The sequence below is a fragment of the Streptomyces europaeiscabiei genome (assembly GCF_036346855.1).
Classification (GTDB): domain Bacteria; phylum Actinomycetota; class Actinomycetes; order Streptomycetales; family Streptomycetaceae; genus Streptomyces; species Streptomyces europaeiscabiei.
Map to the genome: position 1 here is coordinate 2,382,856 of NZ_CP107841.1, position 15,047 is coordinate 2,397,902.

Annotated in this window: 12 protein-coding genes; 8 read left to right on the forward strand and 4 right to left on the reverse strand. The window is 70.7% G+C overall.

What is annotated here, in order from left to right; translation table 11 throughout:
• Nucleotides 1–1,244 precede the first annotated feature (1,244 nt).
• The 3 genes from OG858_RS10255 (at nt 1,245) to tyrS (ending at nt 5,698) form a co-directional block, all read left to right on the forward strand.
• Nucleotides 1,245–2,768: a TldD/PmbA family protein gene (locus OG858_RS10255; protein WP_319264969.1), complete on the forward strand. Its 1,524-nt coding sequence runs from the start codon at nt 1,245–1,247 to the stop codon at nt 2,766–2,768.
• Between the two features lie 168 nt (nt 2,769–2,936).
• A complete protein-coding gene (locus tag OG858_RS10260) occupies nt 2,937–4,355 on the forward strand; it encodes a metallopeptidase TldD-related protein (RefSeq protein ID WP_086751375.1) in 1,419 nt (472 codons plus the stop codon).
• Nucleotides 4,356–4,429: 74 nt separating this feature from the next.
• On the forward strand, nt 4,430–5,698 hold the full coding sequence (gene tyrS / locus OG858_RS10265) for a tyrosine--tRNA ligase (protein ID WP_086751377.1): 1,269 nt from the start codon (nt 4,430–4,432) through the stop codon (nt 5,696–5,698).
• A gap of 80 nt (nt 5,699–5,778) precedes the next feature.
• Here tyrS and OG858_RS10270 read toward each other — a convergent pair whose 3' ends face one another.
• Nucleotides 5,779–6,057 carry a GlsB/YeaQ/YmgE family stress response membrane protein gene (locus OG858_RS10270; RefSeq protein ID WP_037691268.1) on the reverse strand — a complete coding sequence of 93 codons (279 nt, stop codon included), beginning with the start codon at nt 6,055–6,057 and terminating at the stop codon, nt 5,779–5,781.
• A gap of 247 nt (nt 6,058–6,304) precedes the next feature.
• Here OG858_RS10270 and OG858_RS10275 point away from each other — a divergent pair, with 247 nt between their 5' ends.
• Both OG858_RS10275 and OG858_RS10280 read left to right on the forward strand, forming a co-directional pair.
• On the forward strand, nt 6,305–6,727 hold the full coding sequence (locus tag OG858_RS10275) for a DUF3099 domain-containing protein (RefSeq protein ID WP_086751379.1): 423 nt from the start codon (nt 6,305–6,307) through the stop codon (nt 6,725–6,727).
• Nucleotides 6,728–6,935: 208 nt separating this feature from the next.
• Nucleotides 6,936–7,175, forward strand: a complete 240-nt coding sequence (locus OG858_RS10280) for a hypothetical protein (protein ID WP_327346677.1) — start codon at nt 6,936–6,938, stop codon at nt 7,173–7,175.
• Between the two features lie 82 nt (nt 7,176–7,257).
• Here the strand turns inward: OG858_RS10280 and moaA are convergent, their stop codons facing one another.
• The 3 genes from moaA to OG858_RS10295 form a co-directional block, all read right to left on the reverse strand.
• Nucleotides 7,258–8,247 carry a GTP 3',8-cyclase MoaA gene (gene moaA / locus OG858_RS10285; RefSeq protein WP_086751383.1) on the reverse strand — a complete coding sequence of 330 codons (990 nt, stop codon included), beginning with the start codon at nt 8,245–8,247 and terminating at the stop codon, nt 7,258–7,260.
• A gap of 149 nt (nt 8,248–8,396) precedes the next feature.
• Nucleotides 8,397–10,022 carry a solute symporter family protein gene (locus tag OG858_RS10290; RefSeq protein ID WP_086751385.1) on the reverse strand — a complete coding sequence of 542 codons (1,626 nt, stop codon included), beginning with the start codon at nt 10,020–10,022 and terminating at the stop codon, nt 8,397–8,399.
• A complete protein-coding gene (locus OG858_RS10295; protein WP_037691600.1) occupies nt 10,019–10,375 on the reverse strand; it encodes a DUF485 domain-containing protein in 357 nt (118 codons plus the stop codon). Before OG858_RS10295 ends, OG858_RS10290 begins: the two co-directional genes overlap by 4 nt.
• A gap of 387 nt (nt 10,376–10,762) precedes the next feature.
• Here OG858_RS10295 and OG858_RS10300 point away from each other — a divergent pair, with 387 nt between their 5' ends.
• The 3 genes from OG858_RS10300 (at nt 10,763) to OG858_RS10310 (ending at nt 15,000) form a co-directional block, all read left to right on the forward strand.
• Entirely contained in the window at nt 10,763–12,295 is a 1,533-nt protein-coding gene (locus tag OG858_RS10300) for a S8 family serine peptidase (protein ID WP_327723794.1), read from the forward strand.
• A 163-nt stretch (nt 12,296–12,458) separates the two neighbouring features.
• Nucleotides 12,459–13,850: a CoA transferase gene (locus OG858_RS10305; protein ID WP_328544975.1), complete on the forward strand. Its 1,392-nt coding sequence runs from the start codon at nt 12,459–12,461 to the stop codon at nt 13,848–13,850.
• Nucleotides 13,851–13,950: 100 nt separating this feature from the next.
• Entirely contained in the window at nt 13,951–15,000 is a 1,050-nt protein-coding gene (locus OG858_RS10310) for a CopD family protein (protein ID WP_408059383.1), read from the forward strand.
• Nucleotides 15,001–15,047: the final 47 nt, after the last annotated feature.

The window sequence follows — 15,047 nt, forward strand, 5'->3', positions numbered from 1 at the left end:
TCCCACAGACAGCACCCCGTCTGGAAGATGTCCGTGTGATGCGTCACCGGACGATCACACGAGCGCGGAATTCCCGCAGCACTTCTTGTACTCGCGTTGCACTCGCGCTCCGAACCCCACCAGCAGGGCCCGTTGCGTGGGGCGGCCAGTCGGTCGCCTGCGCCCGGCGGCCAGTCGGTCGCCTGCGCCCGGCCGGCCAGTCCGCCGGCGTATGCGGACCGGGCCGCCGAGGTGTCGGGGGAACCGGTTGCCTCCGCCTCCGTGTACGCCGTGAGGCCGTCCACCGAGGCCCAGTCCGACCGACAGACGCGGGGCACCCTCGTCCGACAGCTCGCGCAGCGTGCGCCCGACCTGCCGGCGATGACCGGCACGGTCGTCGGGTTCGCCGAGCAGGCGCGCCGCACGCGGTGGCGGCCGATGACGAGTTCTCCAGGCCGAAGGAGTCCGGGGAGTCGGCGACCGCGTCCTCCGTCACGGGAGCACCCACGCCCGGAGCGTGCGCGCTGATACGCACACATCGACGAGGTCCGGATCCCGGCAGCCGCCCGGAGCAGCTCCTCCCGCTCCTCGGGGTGCCGCTCCGCGAGCCGTTCGCTCTCCTGGGCGAACCGTGCGTGGCACGACGGGTCTCCTCCTGTACGCGGAGGAGGTTTCCAGCGTGCACTCCGCCCGCGGCTCCGGAGACCTTGGGCGCCTCGGACGCCTGTCGGACACCTGGACGAACACACTTACGGTGACGGCCTCTTGAGCCGGTGGCGTCGGCATGCGCCCAGGGGTGCGGCCCCTTCCGCCCCGCCAACAGGTACGACGCCCGTACAGACCCGGCTGTACCGGTGCACGCTCTGGACTGGGTGACTAACTCCCCGTGACGCTGGGCGGATTGGGCGGATTGGGCGGATGGGCGGGTTGGGCCGGTGAGGGCGGGGACACGTGATGAGTACGGGAGGCGCGCGGCGATGACGGCGGACCAGGGCGCGGGCAACGGCACCAACGGCACCGAGGCGGCGGTCCGCATCCGCGACTCCAAGGACAAACGGCATCCGCCCACTCGTCGTCACACCGACCGCCTGGACGGCGTTCACGGCACTCGCGGCGGGCTCATCTCCGGGCCGCTGAGGCCACGTCGTACGCGATGTTCGCGGCGGGCACGGGAGTTGGTTTCCCGTGCCCGCCCGCTTGTCCGTGCCCCATGATTCACTGCCTCCGACGGTCACCACAGGCAAGCCCCGAAGGGAACCCCGCCCGTGCCCCATGAAATCGATCAGTCGTTCCTGGCACTCCCCCTACGTGCCCTGGCCGACGCCGCGCTGGCCCGCGCCCGGGCCCTCGGCGCCGACCACGCGGACTTCCGGTTCGAGCGGGTGCGCAGTGCCTCCTGGCGGCTGCGGGACGCGAAGCCGGCCGGGTCGTCGGACACGACGGACCTCGGGTACGCGGTGCGGGTGGTGCACGGCGGGACCTGGGGGTTCGCGTCCGGGGTGGACATGACGATGGACGCCGCAGCGAAGGTCGCCTCGCAGGCCGTGGCGATGGCCAAGCTGTCCGCGCAGGTCATCAAGGCCGCCGGGTCCGACGAGCGGGTCGAGCTGGCGGACGAGCCGGTGCACGCGGAGAAGACCTGGATCTCCGCGTACGGGATCGATCCCTTCAGCGTCCCCGACGAGGAGAAGTCGGCGCTGCTCACGGAGTGGAGCACGCGGCTGCTGGCGGCCGACGGGATCAACCATGTGGACGCCTCGCTGCTCACCGTGCACGAGAACAAGTTCTACGCGGACACCGCCGGGACCGTGACCACCCAGCAGCGCGTACGGCTGCACCCTTCGCTGACCGCCGTTTCGGTCGACGAGTCCAGCGGCGAGTTCGACTCGATGCGGACGCTGGCGCCGCCGGTCGGGCGCGGCTGGGAGTATCTGACGGGCACCGGCTGGGACTGGGACGACGAACTGGCGCGGATCCCGGAGCTGCTCGCTGAGAAGATGCGCGCGCCGAGCGTCGAGGCGGGTGTCTACGACCTGGTCGTCGACCCGTCCAACCTGTGGCTGACCATCCACGAGTCCATCGGCCACGCCACCGAGCTGGACCGCGCGCTCGGCTACGAGGCCGCCTACGCCGGGACCTCCTTCGCCACCTTCGACAAGCTCGGCAAGCTGCGTTACGGCTCCGAGCTGATGAACGTCACCGGTGACCGCACCGCCGAGCACGGCCTGGCGACCATCGGGTACGACGACGAGGGCGTGGCGGGGCAGAGCTGGGACCTCGTCAGGGACGGCACTCTGGTCGGCTACCAGCTCGACCGCCGTATCGCGAAGCTGACCGAGTTGGGCCGCTCCAACGGCTGCGCGTACGCCGACTCCCCCGGGCATGTGCCGGTGCAGCGCATGGCCAACGTGTCGCTGCGGCCGGATCCTGCCGGGATGTCCACCGAGGATCTGATCGGCGGGGTGGAGCGGGGGGTCTATGTCGTCGGGGACCGGTCGTGGTCCATCGACATGCAGCGGTACAACTTCCAGTTCACCGGTCAGCGGTTCTTCAGGATCGAGAACGGGCGGATCACCGGGCAGCTGCGGGACGTCGCCTACCAGGCGACGACGACGGACTTCTGGGGTTCCATGGCGGCCGTGGGCGGGCCGCAGACATACGTCCTGGGCGGTGCCTTCAACTGTGGGAAGGCCCAGCCGGGCCAGGTCGCCGCGGTGTCGCACGGCTGCCCTTCGGCCCTCTTCAAGGGCGTCAACATTCTGAACACGACGCAGGAGGCGGGTCGATGAGCGCTCACCACGGAATCTGCTGGGGGTCCGGGGGTCATCTCCCGGGCGAGCACAGCCTGAACACGACGCAGGAGGCCGGTCGATGAGCGCTCACCACGGAATCCGCAGGGGGTCCGAGGGTCATCTCCCGGGCGAGCACAGCCTGAACACGACGCAGGAGGCAGGTCGATGAGCGGGCGGAACAACAGCGCGCGGAACAACAAGGCGCACAAGCCGCACGAGATCGTCGAGCGGGCTCTTGAGCTGTCCCGGGCCGACGGCTGTGTGGTGATCGCCGACGAGTACTCGACGGCGAACCTGCGCTGGGCGGGCAACGCGCTGACCACGAACGGGGTCACCCGGGGCCGGTCGGTGACGGTCGTCGCCACCGTCGACGGCAAGGAGGGCACCGCCTCCGGGGTGGTGTCGCGGTCCGCCGTCACCGCCGAGGAGCTGGAGCCGCTGGTGCGGGCCGCCGAGGCCGCCGCGCGTGGCGCCGGACCCGCCGAGGACGCCCAGCCGCTGGTCACAGGTGTGGAGCACTCCCCGGACTTCACGGACGCGCCCGCCGAGACCTCCTCCGCAGTGTTCGCGGACTTCGCGCCGGCGCTCGGGGAGTCGTTCGCACGCGCGCGTGCGGGCGGCCGGGAACTGTACGGCTTCGCCAACCACGAACTGGTGTCGAGCTACCTCGGTACGTCCACGGGGCTGCGGCTCCGGCACGACCAGCCGAACGGCACGCTGGAGCTGAACGCCAAGTCCCCGGACCGCAAGCGCTCCGCCTGGGCGGGGCGCTCCACGCGGGACTTCAAGGACGTCGACCCGGCGGCCCTGGACGCGGAGCTGGCCGTACGGCTGGGCTGGGCCGAGCGGCGGGTGCCGCTGCCCGCCGGCCGGTACGAGACGCTGCTGCCGCCGACGGCGGTGGCGGATCTGCTGATCTACCAGATGTGGTCGGCGTCGGCGCGGGACGCGGCCGAGGGCCGGACGGTGTTCAGCAAGCCCGGCGGCGGTACCCGGATCGGCGAGCGGCTGACCGAGCTGCCACTGACCCTGCGCAGCGACCCGAACGAGCCGGGCCTGGAGTCCGCTCCGTTCGTGCTGGCCCACTCCTCCGGCGGCGACAGCTCGGTGTTCGACAACGGCCTGCCGCTGAAGGAGACGGAGTGGATCAGCCGGGGCGAGGTCGCGCACCTGCCGACCACCCGGCACAGCGCGGGGCTGACCGGGCTGCCGGTGGTGCCGACGATCAGCAACCTGATCCTGGACGGCGGTGAGGACCGCTCCCTGGAGGAGATGGTCGCGAACACCCGGCGCGGGCTGTTGCTGACCTGCCTGTGGTACATCCGCGAGGTCGACCCGGCGACGCTGCTGCTGACCGGGCTGACCCGGGACGGCGTCTACCTCGTGGAGGACGGCGAGGTCACGGGCGAGGTCAACAACTTCCGGTTCAACGAGTCCCCGGTGGACCTGCTCGGCCGGGCCACGGAGGCCGGGCGCACGGAGAAGACGCTGCCGCGCGAGTGGAGCGACTACTTCACCAGGGCCGCGATGCCCGCGCTGCGGGTGCCGGATTTCAATATGAGTTCTGTCAGCCAGGGCGTATAACCTCGTACCTGATTACGAGGTACCTGGTTCACGAGGTACCTGGTTACGAGCTCGATCAAGGAGACACGAGAACCGTGACGGACATCGTCGACGAGCTGAAGTGGCGGGGACTGTTCTCCCTGTCCACCGACGAGGACGCTTTGCGCAAGGCGCTCGCGGACGGTCCCGTCACGTTCTATTGCGGTTTCGACCCGACCGCGCCGTCGCTGCACGTCGGACACCTGGTGCAGGTGCTCACCGTGCGCCGCCTCCAGCAGGCCGGGCACCGGCCGCTGGCGCTGGTCGGCGGCGCGACGGGCCTGATCGGCGACCCCCGCCCGACGGCGGAGCGCACGCTGAACGACCCGGAGACGGTCGCGGGCTGGGTCGGCAGGCTGCGCGCCCAGATCGAGCCGTTCCTGTCCTTCGAGGGTGAGAACGCGGCCGTCATGGTCAACAACCTCGACTGGACCGAGGGCCTGTCCGCCATCGAGTTCCTGCGGGACATCGGCAAGCACTTCCGCGTCAACAAGATGCTGACGAAGGACTCCGTCGCCCGTCGGCTGGAGTCCGACCAGGGCATCAGCTACACCGAGTTCAGCTACCAGATCCTCCAGGGCATGGACTTCCTCCAGCTCTACCGCAGGTACGGCTGCACCCTCCAGCAGGGCGGCAGCGACCAGTGGGGCAACCTCACGGCCGGCCTGGACCTGATCCACCGGATGGAGCCCGGCGTGCAGGCGCACGCTCTGGCCACGCCGCTGATGACCAAGGCGGACGGCACGAAGTTCGGCAAGACCGAGGGCGGCGCCGTCTGGCTCGACCCGGAGATGACGACGCCGTACGCGTTCTACCAGTTCTGGCTGAACGTGGACGACCGCGACATCACCCGGTACATGCGGATCCTGTCCTTCAGGTCCCGTACGGAGCTGGAGGAGTTGGAGCAGCAGACGCAGGAGCGGCCGCAGGCACGTGCCGCGCAGCGCGCGCTGGCCGAGGAGCTGACGACGCTGGTGCACGGGGCCGAGCAGACCGCCGCCGTGATCGCCGCGTCCCGCGCGCTGTTCGGACAGGGCGACCTGGCCGAGCTGGACGAGAAGACGCTGGCCTCGGCGCTGTCCGAGCTGCCGCACGCGAAGGTCGCCGAGCTGGCGACGGTCGTGGATCTCCTCGCGGAGGTCGGGCTGGTGCCGAGCAAGTCCGCGGGGCGGCGGACCGTGAAGGAGGGCGGGGCCTACGTGAACAACGTCAAGGTCACCGCCGAGGACGCGGTTCCCTCCCGGGAAGAGCTGATTCACGGGCGGTGGCTGGTGCTGCGGCGCGGGAAGAAGAACCTGGCCGCCGTCGAGGTGACCGGGGCCTAGGTGCCGTAGGGGCGTGGGGGATCTGACGGTTGCCGCTTCGTGGTGGCATGTCGCGCAGTTCCCCGCGCCCTTGTCGGGGCTCAGGTTCGTTGTTTGTTCTTGCCCAGGGTCGCCATGTAGGCCATGTCGCCCAGAGCCACGATGACGATCGCGGCGATCAGCTGGAAGGCGTGGCGGGTCCAGTCGATGCCGGAGGTCTCCTCGACCCCGAAACCACGAGCGATCGCGTTGCCGACGACGGCGCCCAGCATGCCGAAGATCGTCGTCAGCCAGAGCGGGCTGTGCTGCTTGCCCGGAATGATCGCCTTGGCCAGCAGGCCGAGCACGAATCCCACGATGATCGCCCACAACCAGCCCATGGCTGCCTCCTCGTACGGCTCGACGTGAGCATTACGCCCAGTGTCGGCCCGCCTGCGATACGCCGCATGTCGGGCACGGCCGTACGCGCTACGGCGGATCGCCTCCGCTCCCCGTGGGAGGTGACCCGGTCTCGTAGGCGGCGCAGACGCGGCGTAACGTGGAGCTGGTTCGGACCGCGTTCCATGAAGCGGGCGCGGGCGGGGCACGGGCCGTGGAGCGTCCGATACAGGCGGGTGGTGGAACGTGATGCGGAAGCAGAGCAACGCCGAGGTCTTCCGGATCACAGGCGCCCGGCAGGGCCTCGCCGACGACGTTCGCGGGCGGCAGCGTCGCTACATCATCGCAATGTCCGTCCGCACCCTCGCGGTGATCGCCGCCGCGGTTCTCTGGAACGTCGAACGGCACGTCGCGGTTGTCGCACTGGTGCTCGGCGCGGTGCTGCCGTACATCTCCGTGGTGATCGCCAACGCGGGCCGTGAGAACGCGCCCTCGCTGCCGTCCACGTTCGTCCACGCCCCCACCCGTCCGATGATCACGCCGCCCCGGCGGACGGACGCCTCTTCCTCGGCCGAATTCGGGGCCGAGGGACGCTCCGCGGAATCCGTCCCGGAGGACGTCGCGCCCGGTCCCGCGGGCGGTCGGCGCAGTGAACCGCGGGAGCGGGCCTGAGCACCGGGAATCCGGACGAAGCGGAATGCAATCACCCGCCAAGCTCAAGAAATGCTCAGATCAATCATGAAGTTCCTGTGCCGGGCAGAGGCCTACCCGTGACATACTTCGTACGCGCTCCGCATCCCCCGTCGGAGCGACAGACCGACGCCGGGCAGCTCCCCCCGTGGCTGCTCGGCGTCGCCTTTTCTGCGGCTAGGGTCGACGTGTGAACATCCTCAACGTCCCCGGCTCCGATCCGTCCTCCCCCGTCTGTTCGGCCAAGGGCTGTCGTGCCGACGCGGTCTGGGTGCTCGCCTGGAACAACCCGAAGCTGCATACGCCGGAGCGCCGCAAGACATGGCTCGCGTGCGACGAGCATCGGGAGCACCTGTCGCAGTTCCTGGGGGTGCGGGGGTTCCTGAAGGATGTCGTCGAGCTGTCGGAGTGGGAAGCGCCCAAGGGGTAAAGGGCTCGGGGAGTCCTGCGAATGCGGCTCCGTCGTGATTCCTCACGCGGAGTCACCCGCGCCCTTTCACGGCGCGCCGGTCTCAGCCTCCGATGGCGGACATGGGGCGGTCCGGCTGCACGAACGACGGATCGTCCAGGCCTGCTCCCGCCTTCTTGCCCCACATCGCCAGGCGCCAGATGCGGGCTATCTCCTCGTCCGGGGCGCCGGAGCGCAACGCGGCCCTGAGGTCGGTCTCCTCGCGGGCGAAGAGGCAGGTGCGGACCTGGCCGTCGGCGGTGAGGCGGGTGCGGTCGCAGGCCGAGCAGAAGGGGCGGGTGACCGAGGCGATGACGCCGACGCGGTGGGGGCCGCCGTCGACCAGCCAGCGTTCCGCCGGGGCCGAGCCGCGTATCTCCGAGCCCTCGGGGGTGAGGTCGAAGCGGGTGCGGAGGGACGTCAGGATGTCGCCGGCCGTCACCATGCCGTCGCGCTTCCAGCCGTGCTGGGCGTCCAGGGGCATCTGCTCGATGAAACGCAGCTCGTAGTCGTGCTCGACGGCCCAGGCGAGGAGGTCGGGGGCCTCGTTGTCGTTCAGGCCCGGCATCAGGACCGAGTTGACCTTGACCGGGGTCAGGCCCGCGTCGCGGGCGGCGGCCAGGCCTTCGAGGACGTCCTTGTGGCGGTCCCGGCGGGTGAGGGTCTTGAAGACGTCCGGGCGGATGGTGTCCAGGGAGACGTTCACCCGGTCCAGGCCGGCCGCCTTCAGGGCCGTCGCCGTGCGCTTGAGGCCGATGCCGTTGGTGGTGAGGGACATCTGGGGGCGGGGGGCGAGGGCCGCCACGCGCTCCACTATGCCGACCAGACCGGGGCGCAGCAGCGGTTCGCCGCCGGTGAAGCGGACCTCCGTGACGCCCAGGACACGGACGGCTATGTCGATGAGGCGGACGATCTCGTCGTCGTCAAGCAGGTCGGGCTTCGCCAGCCACTGCAGACCCTCCTCGGGCATGCAGTACGTACAGCGCAGGTTGCACCGGTCGGTCAGCGAGACTCTCAGGTCGGTGGCCACCCGGCCGTAGGTGTCGATGAGCACGTGGGCCCCCTCCCTCGTAGCGGATCACAAATTTTCCGACACCTGCGAGCCTACGTGACGCCACTGACAACATCACCGGCCGAATCACACGAGACGCGACGCGGGGCCGCCGTAGGGATCTACGACGGCCCCGGGCGAAGCGAGCCGGATCAGTGGGCGCCGGTGCCCGTGAGGGACCGGACCTCCAGCTCGGCGTACTTGGCGGCGTCGGGCTCCTCCTTGGACAGGACGGTGCCCAGCCAGCCCATCAGGAAGCCGAACGGGATGGAGATGATGCCCGGGTTCTTCAGCGGGAACCATGCGAAGTCGACGCTCGGGAACATCGCCTTCGGGTCACCGGAGACGACGGGCGAGAACAGCACCAGGCCGACGGCGACGATCAGACCACCGTAGATCGACCACAGTGCGCCCTGGGTGGTGAACTTCTTCCAGAAGAGGCTGTAGAGGATGGTCGGCAGGTTGGCGGAGGCCGCGACCGCGAAGGCGAGGGCGACCAGGCCGGCCACGTTCAGGTCGCGGGCGAGGCTGCCGAGGCCGATGGAGACGATGCCGATGAAGACGGTCGCCCAGCGGGCCGCGCGGACCTCTTCGGCGCCGGAGGCCTTCCCCTTGCGGATGACGTTGGCGTAGATGTCGTGCGCGAAGGAGGACGACGAGGCGAGGGTGAGGCCCGCGACCACGGCGAGGATCGTCGCGAAGGCCACCGCCGAGATGGTGGCCAGCAGGATCGCGCCCCAGGCGGAGTCGACGCCTCCCAGGTGCAGCGCGAGCAGCGGGGCCGCCGTGTTGCCCGACGGGTTGGAGGCGATGATCTCGTCCTGGGAGATCAGCGCGGCGGCGCCGAAGCCGAGGGCGATGGTCATGAGGTAGAAGCCGCCGATGATGCCGATCGCCCAGTTCACGGACTTCCGGGCGGCCTTGGCGTTGGGCACCGTGTAGAAGCGGATCAGGATGTGCGGCAGGCCGGCGGTGCCGAGGACCAGGGCGATGCCGAGGGAGATGAAGTCCAGCTTGGAGGTGCCGGTCAAGCCGTACTGGAGGCCGGGCTCCAGGAAGGCGGCGCCCTTGCCGCTGTTCTCGGCAGCGGTGCCGAGCAGATCGGAGATGTTGAAGTTGAACTTCAGCAGCACCAGGAACGTAATGAGGAGCGTGCCGCTGATGAGCAGGACGGCCTTCACCATCTGGACCCAGGTGGTGCCCTTCATCCCGCCGATGGAGACGTAGACGATCATCAGGATGCCGACCAGGGCGACGATGAGGATCTTGCCCGCGTCGGAGGTGATGCCGAGGAGCAGCGAGACGAGGACGCCCGCCCCCGCCATCTGGGCCAACAGGTAGAAGATCGACACGACGATCGTGGAGGTGCCGGCGGCGGTGCGGACGGGGCGCTGGCGCATGCGGTACGCGAGGACGTCGCCCATCGTGTAGCGGCCGGAGTTCCGCAGCGGCTCGGCGACCAGGAGCAGGGCGACCAGCCAGGCGACCAGGAAGCCGATGGAGTACAGGAAGCCGTCGTAGCCGAACAGGGCGATGGCGCCCGCGATGCCGAGGAACGACGCGGCCGACATGTAGTCGCCGGAGACGGCGAGGCCGTTCTGGAAGGCGCTGAACTGGCGTCCGCCCGCGTAGAAGTCGGCGGCGTCCTTGGTCTGGCGGCCGGCCCAGACGGTGATGGCGAGGGTCGCCAGGACGAACAGCCCGAACAGGGTGATGATCAGTGGCCGGTGCTCACTGGCCTCTCCGGCCGCGAGGACTGTCTGCTGTACGGGGCTCATGCGCCGCCCTCCATCCGGGACTTGATCGCCTCGGCCTTGGGGTCGAGCTTCGCGGCGGCGTGCCGCGAGTACCACCAGGCGATGAGGAACGTGGTGACGAACTGGGCGACGCCGAGGACGAAGGCGACGTTGATGTTGCCGAAGAGCTTGGTGCCCATGAAGTCGCCCGCGTAGTTGGAGAGCAGGACGTACAGCAGGTACCAGGCGATGAAGGCCACGGTCAGCGGGAAGGCGAACGAGCGGTAGGAGCGGCGCAGTTCGGCGAACTCGGCGCTCTCATGGACCGCGGCGAACTCCTCGGGTGAGGGGAGATGATGCTCTGCCTTCGCTGGGGGCGGTGCGTCGGTTGCCACGGAGTCTCCTCGCGTCTCCGCCGCCGTCACGACGGCGGACGGTGACTTGTTCGCCGTCGGATCGGGGGACGGCTGGGGTACGGACATGGGTCGGCTCTGTTCCTTCGGTGACGGGGCGCACGATCGTGCTCGGGCTCCCTGCACAACGTCACGGCGGCGCGCGAGGACCGGTTCAACCGTGCGTGTTTCTTTCGAGAACCGATGCGGAACCGGCCGGGACGTGCGGTGGTCCCGAGGGTTACCCCTCTACTTCGGCCTCCCGCCCATGAAGTCATTGCTGGCCGACGACGACCAGAGATAGCTTCGGGCTGCACCACCAACGTCATGTACCTGCCCAGGCACCCGTGTGTCCCGGGCCGGTTTCTTTGAAAATGATGTGGAGATCCCATGGCTCATCTGCGCTCCAGACGACGGCTCGCCCTCGCGGTGCCGGTCGTCCTGTCGCTGACCGCCTCGCTCGGTTTCCTGCCGGGCGTCGCCTCGGCGGCCCCGCTCGCGGCGTCCACCGCCGCGACGGCGGAGGGCCCGAACCTCTCGTACGTCGTGAACACGAAGACGAACAAGCGCACGATAGCCGCCGTGCAGGAGGCGATAGCCGAGGCCGGCGGCAAGATCGTGATCACGTACGCCGAGATCGGCGTGATCGTGGTCCACTCGACCGACCCGACATTCGGCGCGACGATCCGCGCCGTGCGTGGTGTGGAGTCGGCCGGTGCCACCCGGACCTCCCCGCTGACGCCCGCCGGTACGACGGACGTGGGTGCCGTCGACTACCTGACGGCCGCGGAGGCCGCGAAGGTGAAGGCCGCCTCGGCGGACATGCCCGACGCCGAGCCCCTTGAGGCCGACCAGTGGGACCTGCGGTCGATCGGCGCCGACAAGGCCGCGAAGATCAACCCGGGCAGTGCGAACGTCACCGTCGCCGTGATCGACACCGGCGTCGACGACACCCACCCGGACCTCGCGCCGAACTTCTCCGCCGCCCAGTCCGCCAACTGCAACGGCGGTGTCGCGGACACCAGCGAGGGCTCCTGGCGGCCGTACACCCCGCAGGACTACCACGGCACCCACGTGGCCGGTGAGATAGCCGCGGCCCGCAACGGCGTCGGTGTCGCCGGCGTCGCGCCGGGCGTGAAGGTCTCCAGCATCAACGTGACCGACCGCAGCAGCGGCCTCTTCTACGCGGAGAGCGTCGTCTGCGCGTTCGTGTTCGCCGCCGACCACGGCGTGGAGATCACGAACAACAGCTACTACGTCGACCCGTGGCTCTACAACTGCATGGACGACCCGGACCAGCGGGCGATCGTCGACGCGGTCAACCGGGCCCAGGAGTACGCCACGAAGGAGGGCACGCTGCACCTCGCGTCGGCGGGCAACTCCAACCACGACCTCGCCTCCGACGCGATCGTGGACGCCTCCAGCCCCAACGACACCACGCCGGTCCAGCGCACCATCGACCCGAGCGAGTGCTTCGACGTCCCGACCCAGCTTCCGGGTGTCGTCACGGTGAGCTCGACGGGCGTGAAGAACGAGAAGTCGTACTTCTCCACGTACGGCAACGGTGTCGTCGACATCGCGGCGCCGGGCGGCGACGGCCGCTACCAGATCCCGGACACCCCGTCGAAGAACGGCCGCATCCTGTCCACGATGCCGAACGGCGCGTACGGCTACCTGCAGGGCACGTCGATGGCGTCGCCGCACGCCGCCGGTGTCGCCGCGCTGCTGAAGTCCACGCACCCGGGGGCCAACCCGGGCCGGCTGCAGCGGCTGCTGAAGGCCGAGGCGGACAAGCACGCCTGCCCGACGTCGTACGACCAGAACGGCGACGGCACTCAGGACGCGGTGTGTGAGGGCGACGCGAGCCTGAACGGCTTCTACGGGTTCGGCATCGTCAACGCCCTGAAGGCCGTCAAGAAGTAACCCTCGTCGCCGGGGAGCACAAGAATCTCGCGGGACCGGTTCCCGCACAGCTCACGGCACGCACATCGACACGTTGGACGCGGTGCACAGGCAGGGGTTCTCCTGCCGAGGTCGGGCCGGGCGGTGGCACACCGTCCGGCCCTTCCGTTGCATAGTGCGGGTCATGACAGAGATGAACCATGCGTGGGCGGCCCTGGGCGGCGACCCCGTCCTGTTGCCGAGGGTCTCGACCGTCGTGCGGGACGGGGTGCTGGACGCCCGGCTTCCGGTACGGGAGCTGGCGCGGGCCTGCGTGGGGGTGTGCGCCCTGGCGGCGGCCGAGTTGGGGGCGCGCCGGGCCGGGCTCGCGGAGGTACCCCGGGTACGGGTGGACGACGGGGCGGTCGGTACCGCCTTCGTGAGTGAACGGCATCTGCTGGTCGACGGGCGGGCGCCGGTCTCCTTCGCGCCGCTGTCGCGGTTCTGGCGGACGGCGGACGGCTGGGTTCGGACGCACGCCAACTATCCGCACCACCGGGGGCGGTTGCTGTCCGCGCTGGGGGTGCCCAGGACCTCTCCCGACCCGGTCGCCGCCGTCGGCGAGGCGCTCGCCGAACGGTCGTCCCTGGAGGTCGAGGAGACCGTGTACGCGGCCGGGGGCCTCGCGGTCGCCCTGCGGACGGCCGAGGAGTGGGCGGCGCACGAGCAGGCGGCGGCTGTGCGGGGCGGGCCGCTGGTCGAGTGGCAGCGGTTGGACGGTGTCGGCACTCCACGCGCGCGCGTGCTCGGCCCTTTGACCGAGGCGCCTTTGTCGCCCGCCGCCGGTGTGCGGGTCCTGGACCTGACCCGGGTCATCGCGGGGCCGGTCGCCACCCGGACGCTCGCCCTGCTGGGCGCGGACGTGCTGCGCGTCGACCCACCGGGAATGCCCGAGATCCTCGACCAGCACGCCGACACGGGCTTCGGGAAGCGGTCGGCGACGCTCGATCTGACGGTGCGGGCGGACCGCCGGGTCTTCGACGACCTGTTGGCGCAGGCGGACGTCGTCGTCCTGGGATACCGGCCAGGGGCGCTCGGCCGGTTCGCGCTCACGCCCGACGCGCCGGCCCTGCGACGGCCCGGACTCGTGGTCGCCCAGTTGTCGGCCTGGGGCGGGACCGGGCCGTGGGCCGAGCGGCGGGGCTTCGACAGCCTGGTGCAGGTGGCCACCGGGATCGCCGCGGCCGAGGGGTCGAGCCGGAAGCCGGGTGCCCTGCCCGCGCAGGCCCTCGACCATGGCACGGGGTATCTGCTGGCCGCGGCGGTCCTGCGCGCACTCACCGACCGGACCGAGGAGGGCGGAGCCCGGCTCGTCCGGCTGTCGCTCGCGCGAACGGCGGCCTGGTTGACGGACGGGATCGAGCGCCGTCCGGACGGGCACGAAGTCCGCGGCGGACCGGCGGCACGGCTCGCCGAGCGCGACAGCCCGCTGGGACGGCTGCGGTACGCGCCGTCGCCGGTCTCCTTCGAGGGCGGGCCGGGTGACTGGGCACGGCCGCCGGGGCGTTGGGGAGCGGACGAGGCGCGTTGGCGTTGAGTCACCGGAGGCCCTGAACCGTACGTATGGGAGGATTGTCGAACTGCCAGTTGTTTTCCGGCACTTGCCCTGGTCTGGTGCGACTGGTCAACTTTTCGGGGTGAACCTGACGAGACGCACGGTGGAGGCGACGGAAGCGGGGGCGAAGGCGGGGGCGGACGGCCCCGAGCCGAGTTCCGGGCGGCCCGGCGGTGGGGCCGGCCGGGCCGTCGCCGTACTCGTTCTGGTGGCCGTGGGCGCACTGATCCCCCTCCTCGGCCCGCGTGCCGCGCTGGACGGTACCGGTGAGGCCGGGGCGCCCGGGGCGGGTGGCATCGCCCTGCTGCGGGCGGTGCTGCTGGCGGCGTTGTGTGTGCCGGTGGGTGAGCTGTTCGTGGCGTGGCTGGTGCGGCGGGTGCCGGGCGCGCGCCGGGAGGCACCACGCAGTTGGGCTCCGTGGGCGGCGGGGGCCGGTTTCATGGCCTCGTTGGGGCTGGCCTCGGTCGTGGCCACGGGCAATCTGGTGCCGGACTCCCCCGCCGACATGGACGTGGGCGGCCTCTACGAGACCCGGGACGGCAGACTCGCGCTCCTGGAGGTCAACGCCTTCGCGGCGGCCGGTCTGCTCGCGCTCTCCCGCAGACCCGCCGCCCAGGCTCTGCCCCTGGCCGCGGTTGTCGTCGCGGAGGCGCTGCGCGCCCACCCCACCACGGAGTACAGCCCGCTCATCGGCACCGGTCTGACCCTGGTGCACCTGGCGTGCGCGGCACTGTGGGCGGGCGGACTGCTCCACGTCCTGCGGATGGTGCGCCTGCGCGCGTGGCGCTCGACGCAGGCAGGCGCCGCCGTGCTGGGCCGCTACGCGCGCGTGGCCGCCGTCCTGTTCGCCGGCATCACCGCCACCGGTGTGTGGAGCACACTGCGCCGGATGCCGCCGGGCACGGTCCTCGACCAGCTGACGGAGACGGCGTACGGGCGCGCCCTGCTCGCCAAGGTGCTCCTCGTGGCCGCCGTCGCCGCCCTCGCCCTCCGGGCCCGGCTGCGGCTGCGCCGCGCGAGCGACGACCGGCTCGACATCTGCGCTCCCGCGCGCGCCGAGGTGGCGGTGCTGGGCGCGGTCGTCGCGGTGTCGGCGCTGCTGACGGCACTGCCGGTGCCGATCCGCTGGTGAGTACGCGCGGGGGGTGCGGATCCTTCGTGCGGTCGGGCTGTTCGGCC

Coding starts and splice junctions, on each gene's coding strand:
- OG858_RS10300 (WP_327723794.1), top strand. CDS start 10,763: ATGGCTCATCTGCGCTCCAGACGACGGCTCGCCCTCGCGGTGCCGGTC.
- OG858_RS10290 (WP_086751385.1), bottom strand. CDS start 10,022: ATGAGCCCCGTACAGCAGACAGTCCTCGCGGCCGGAGAGGCCAGTGAG.
- OG858_RS10305 (WP_328544975.1), top strand. CDS start 12,459: ATGACAGAGATGAACCATGCGTGGGCGGCCCTGGGCGGCGACCCCGTC.
- OG858_RS10260 (WP_086751375.1), top strand. CDS start 2,937: ATGAGCGGGCGGAACAACAGCGCGCGGAACAACAAGGCGCACAAGCCG.
- OG858_RS10275 (WP_086751379.1), top strand. CDS start 6,305: ATGCGGAAGCAGAGCAACGCCGAGGTCTTCCGGATCACAGGCGCCCGG.
- OG858_RS10270 (WP_037691268.1), bottom strand. CDS start 6,057: ATGGGCTGGTTGTGGGCGATCATCGTGGGATTCGTGCTCGGCCTGCTG.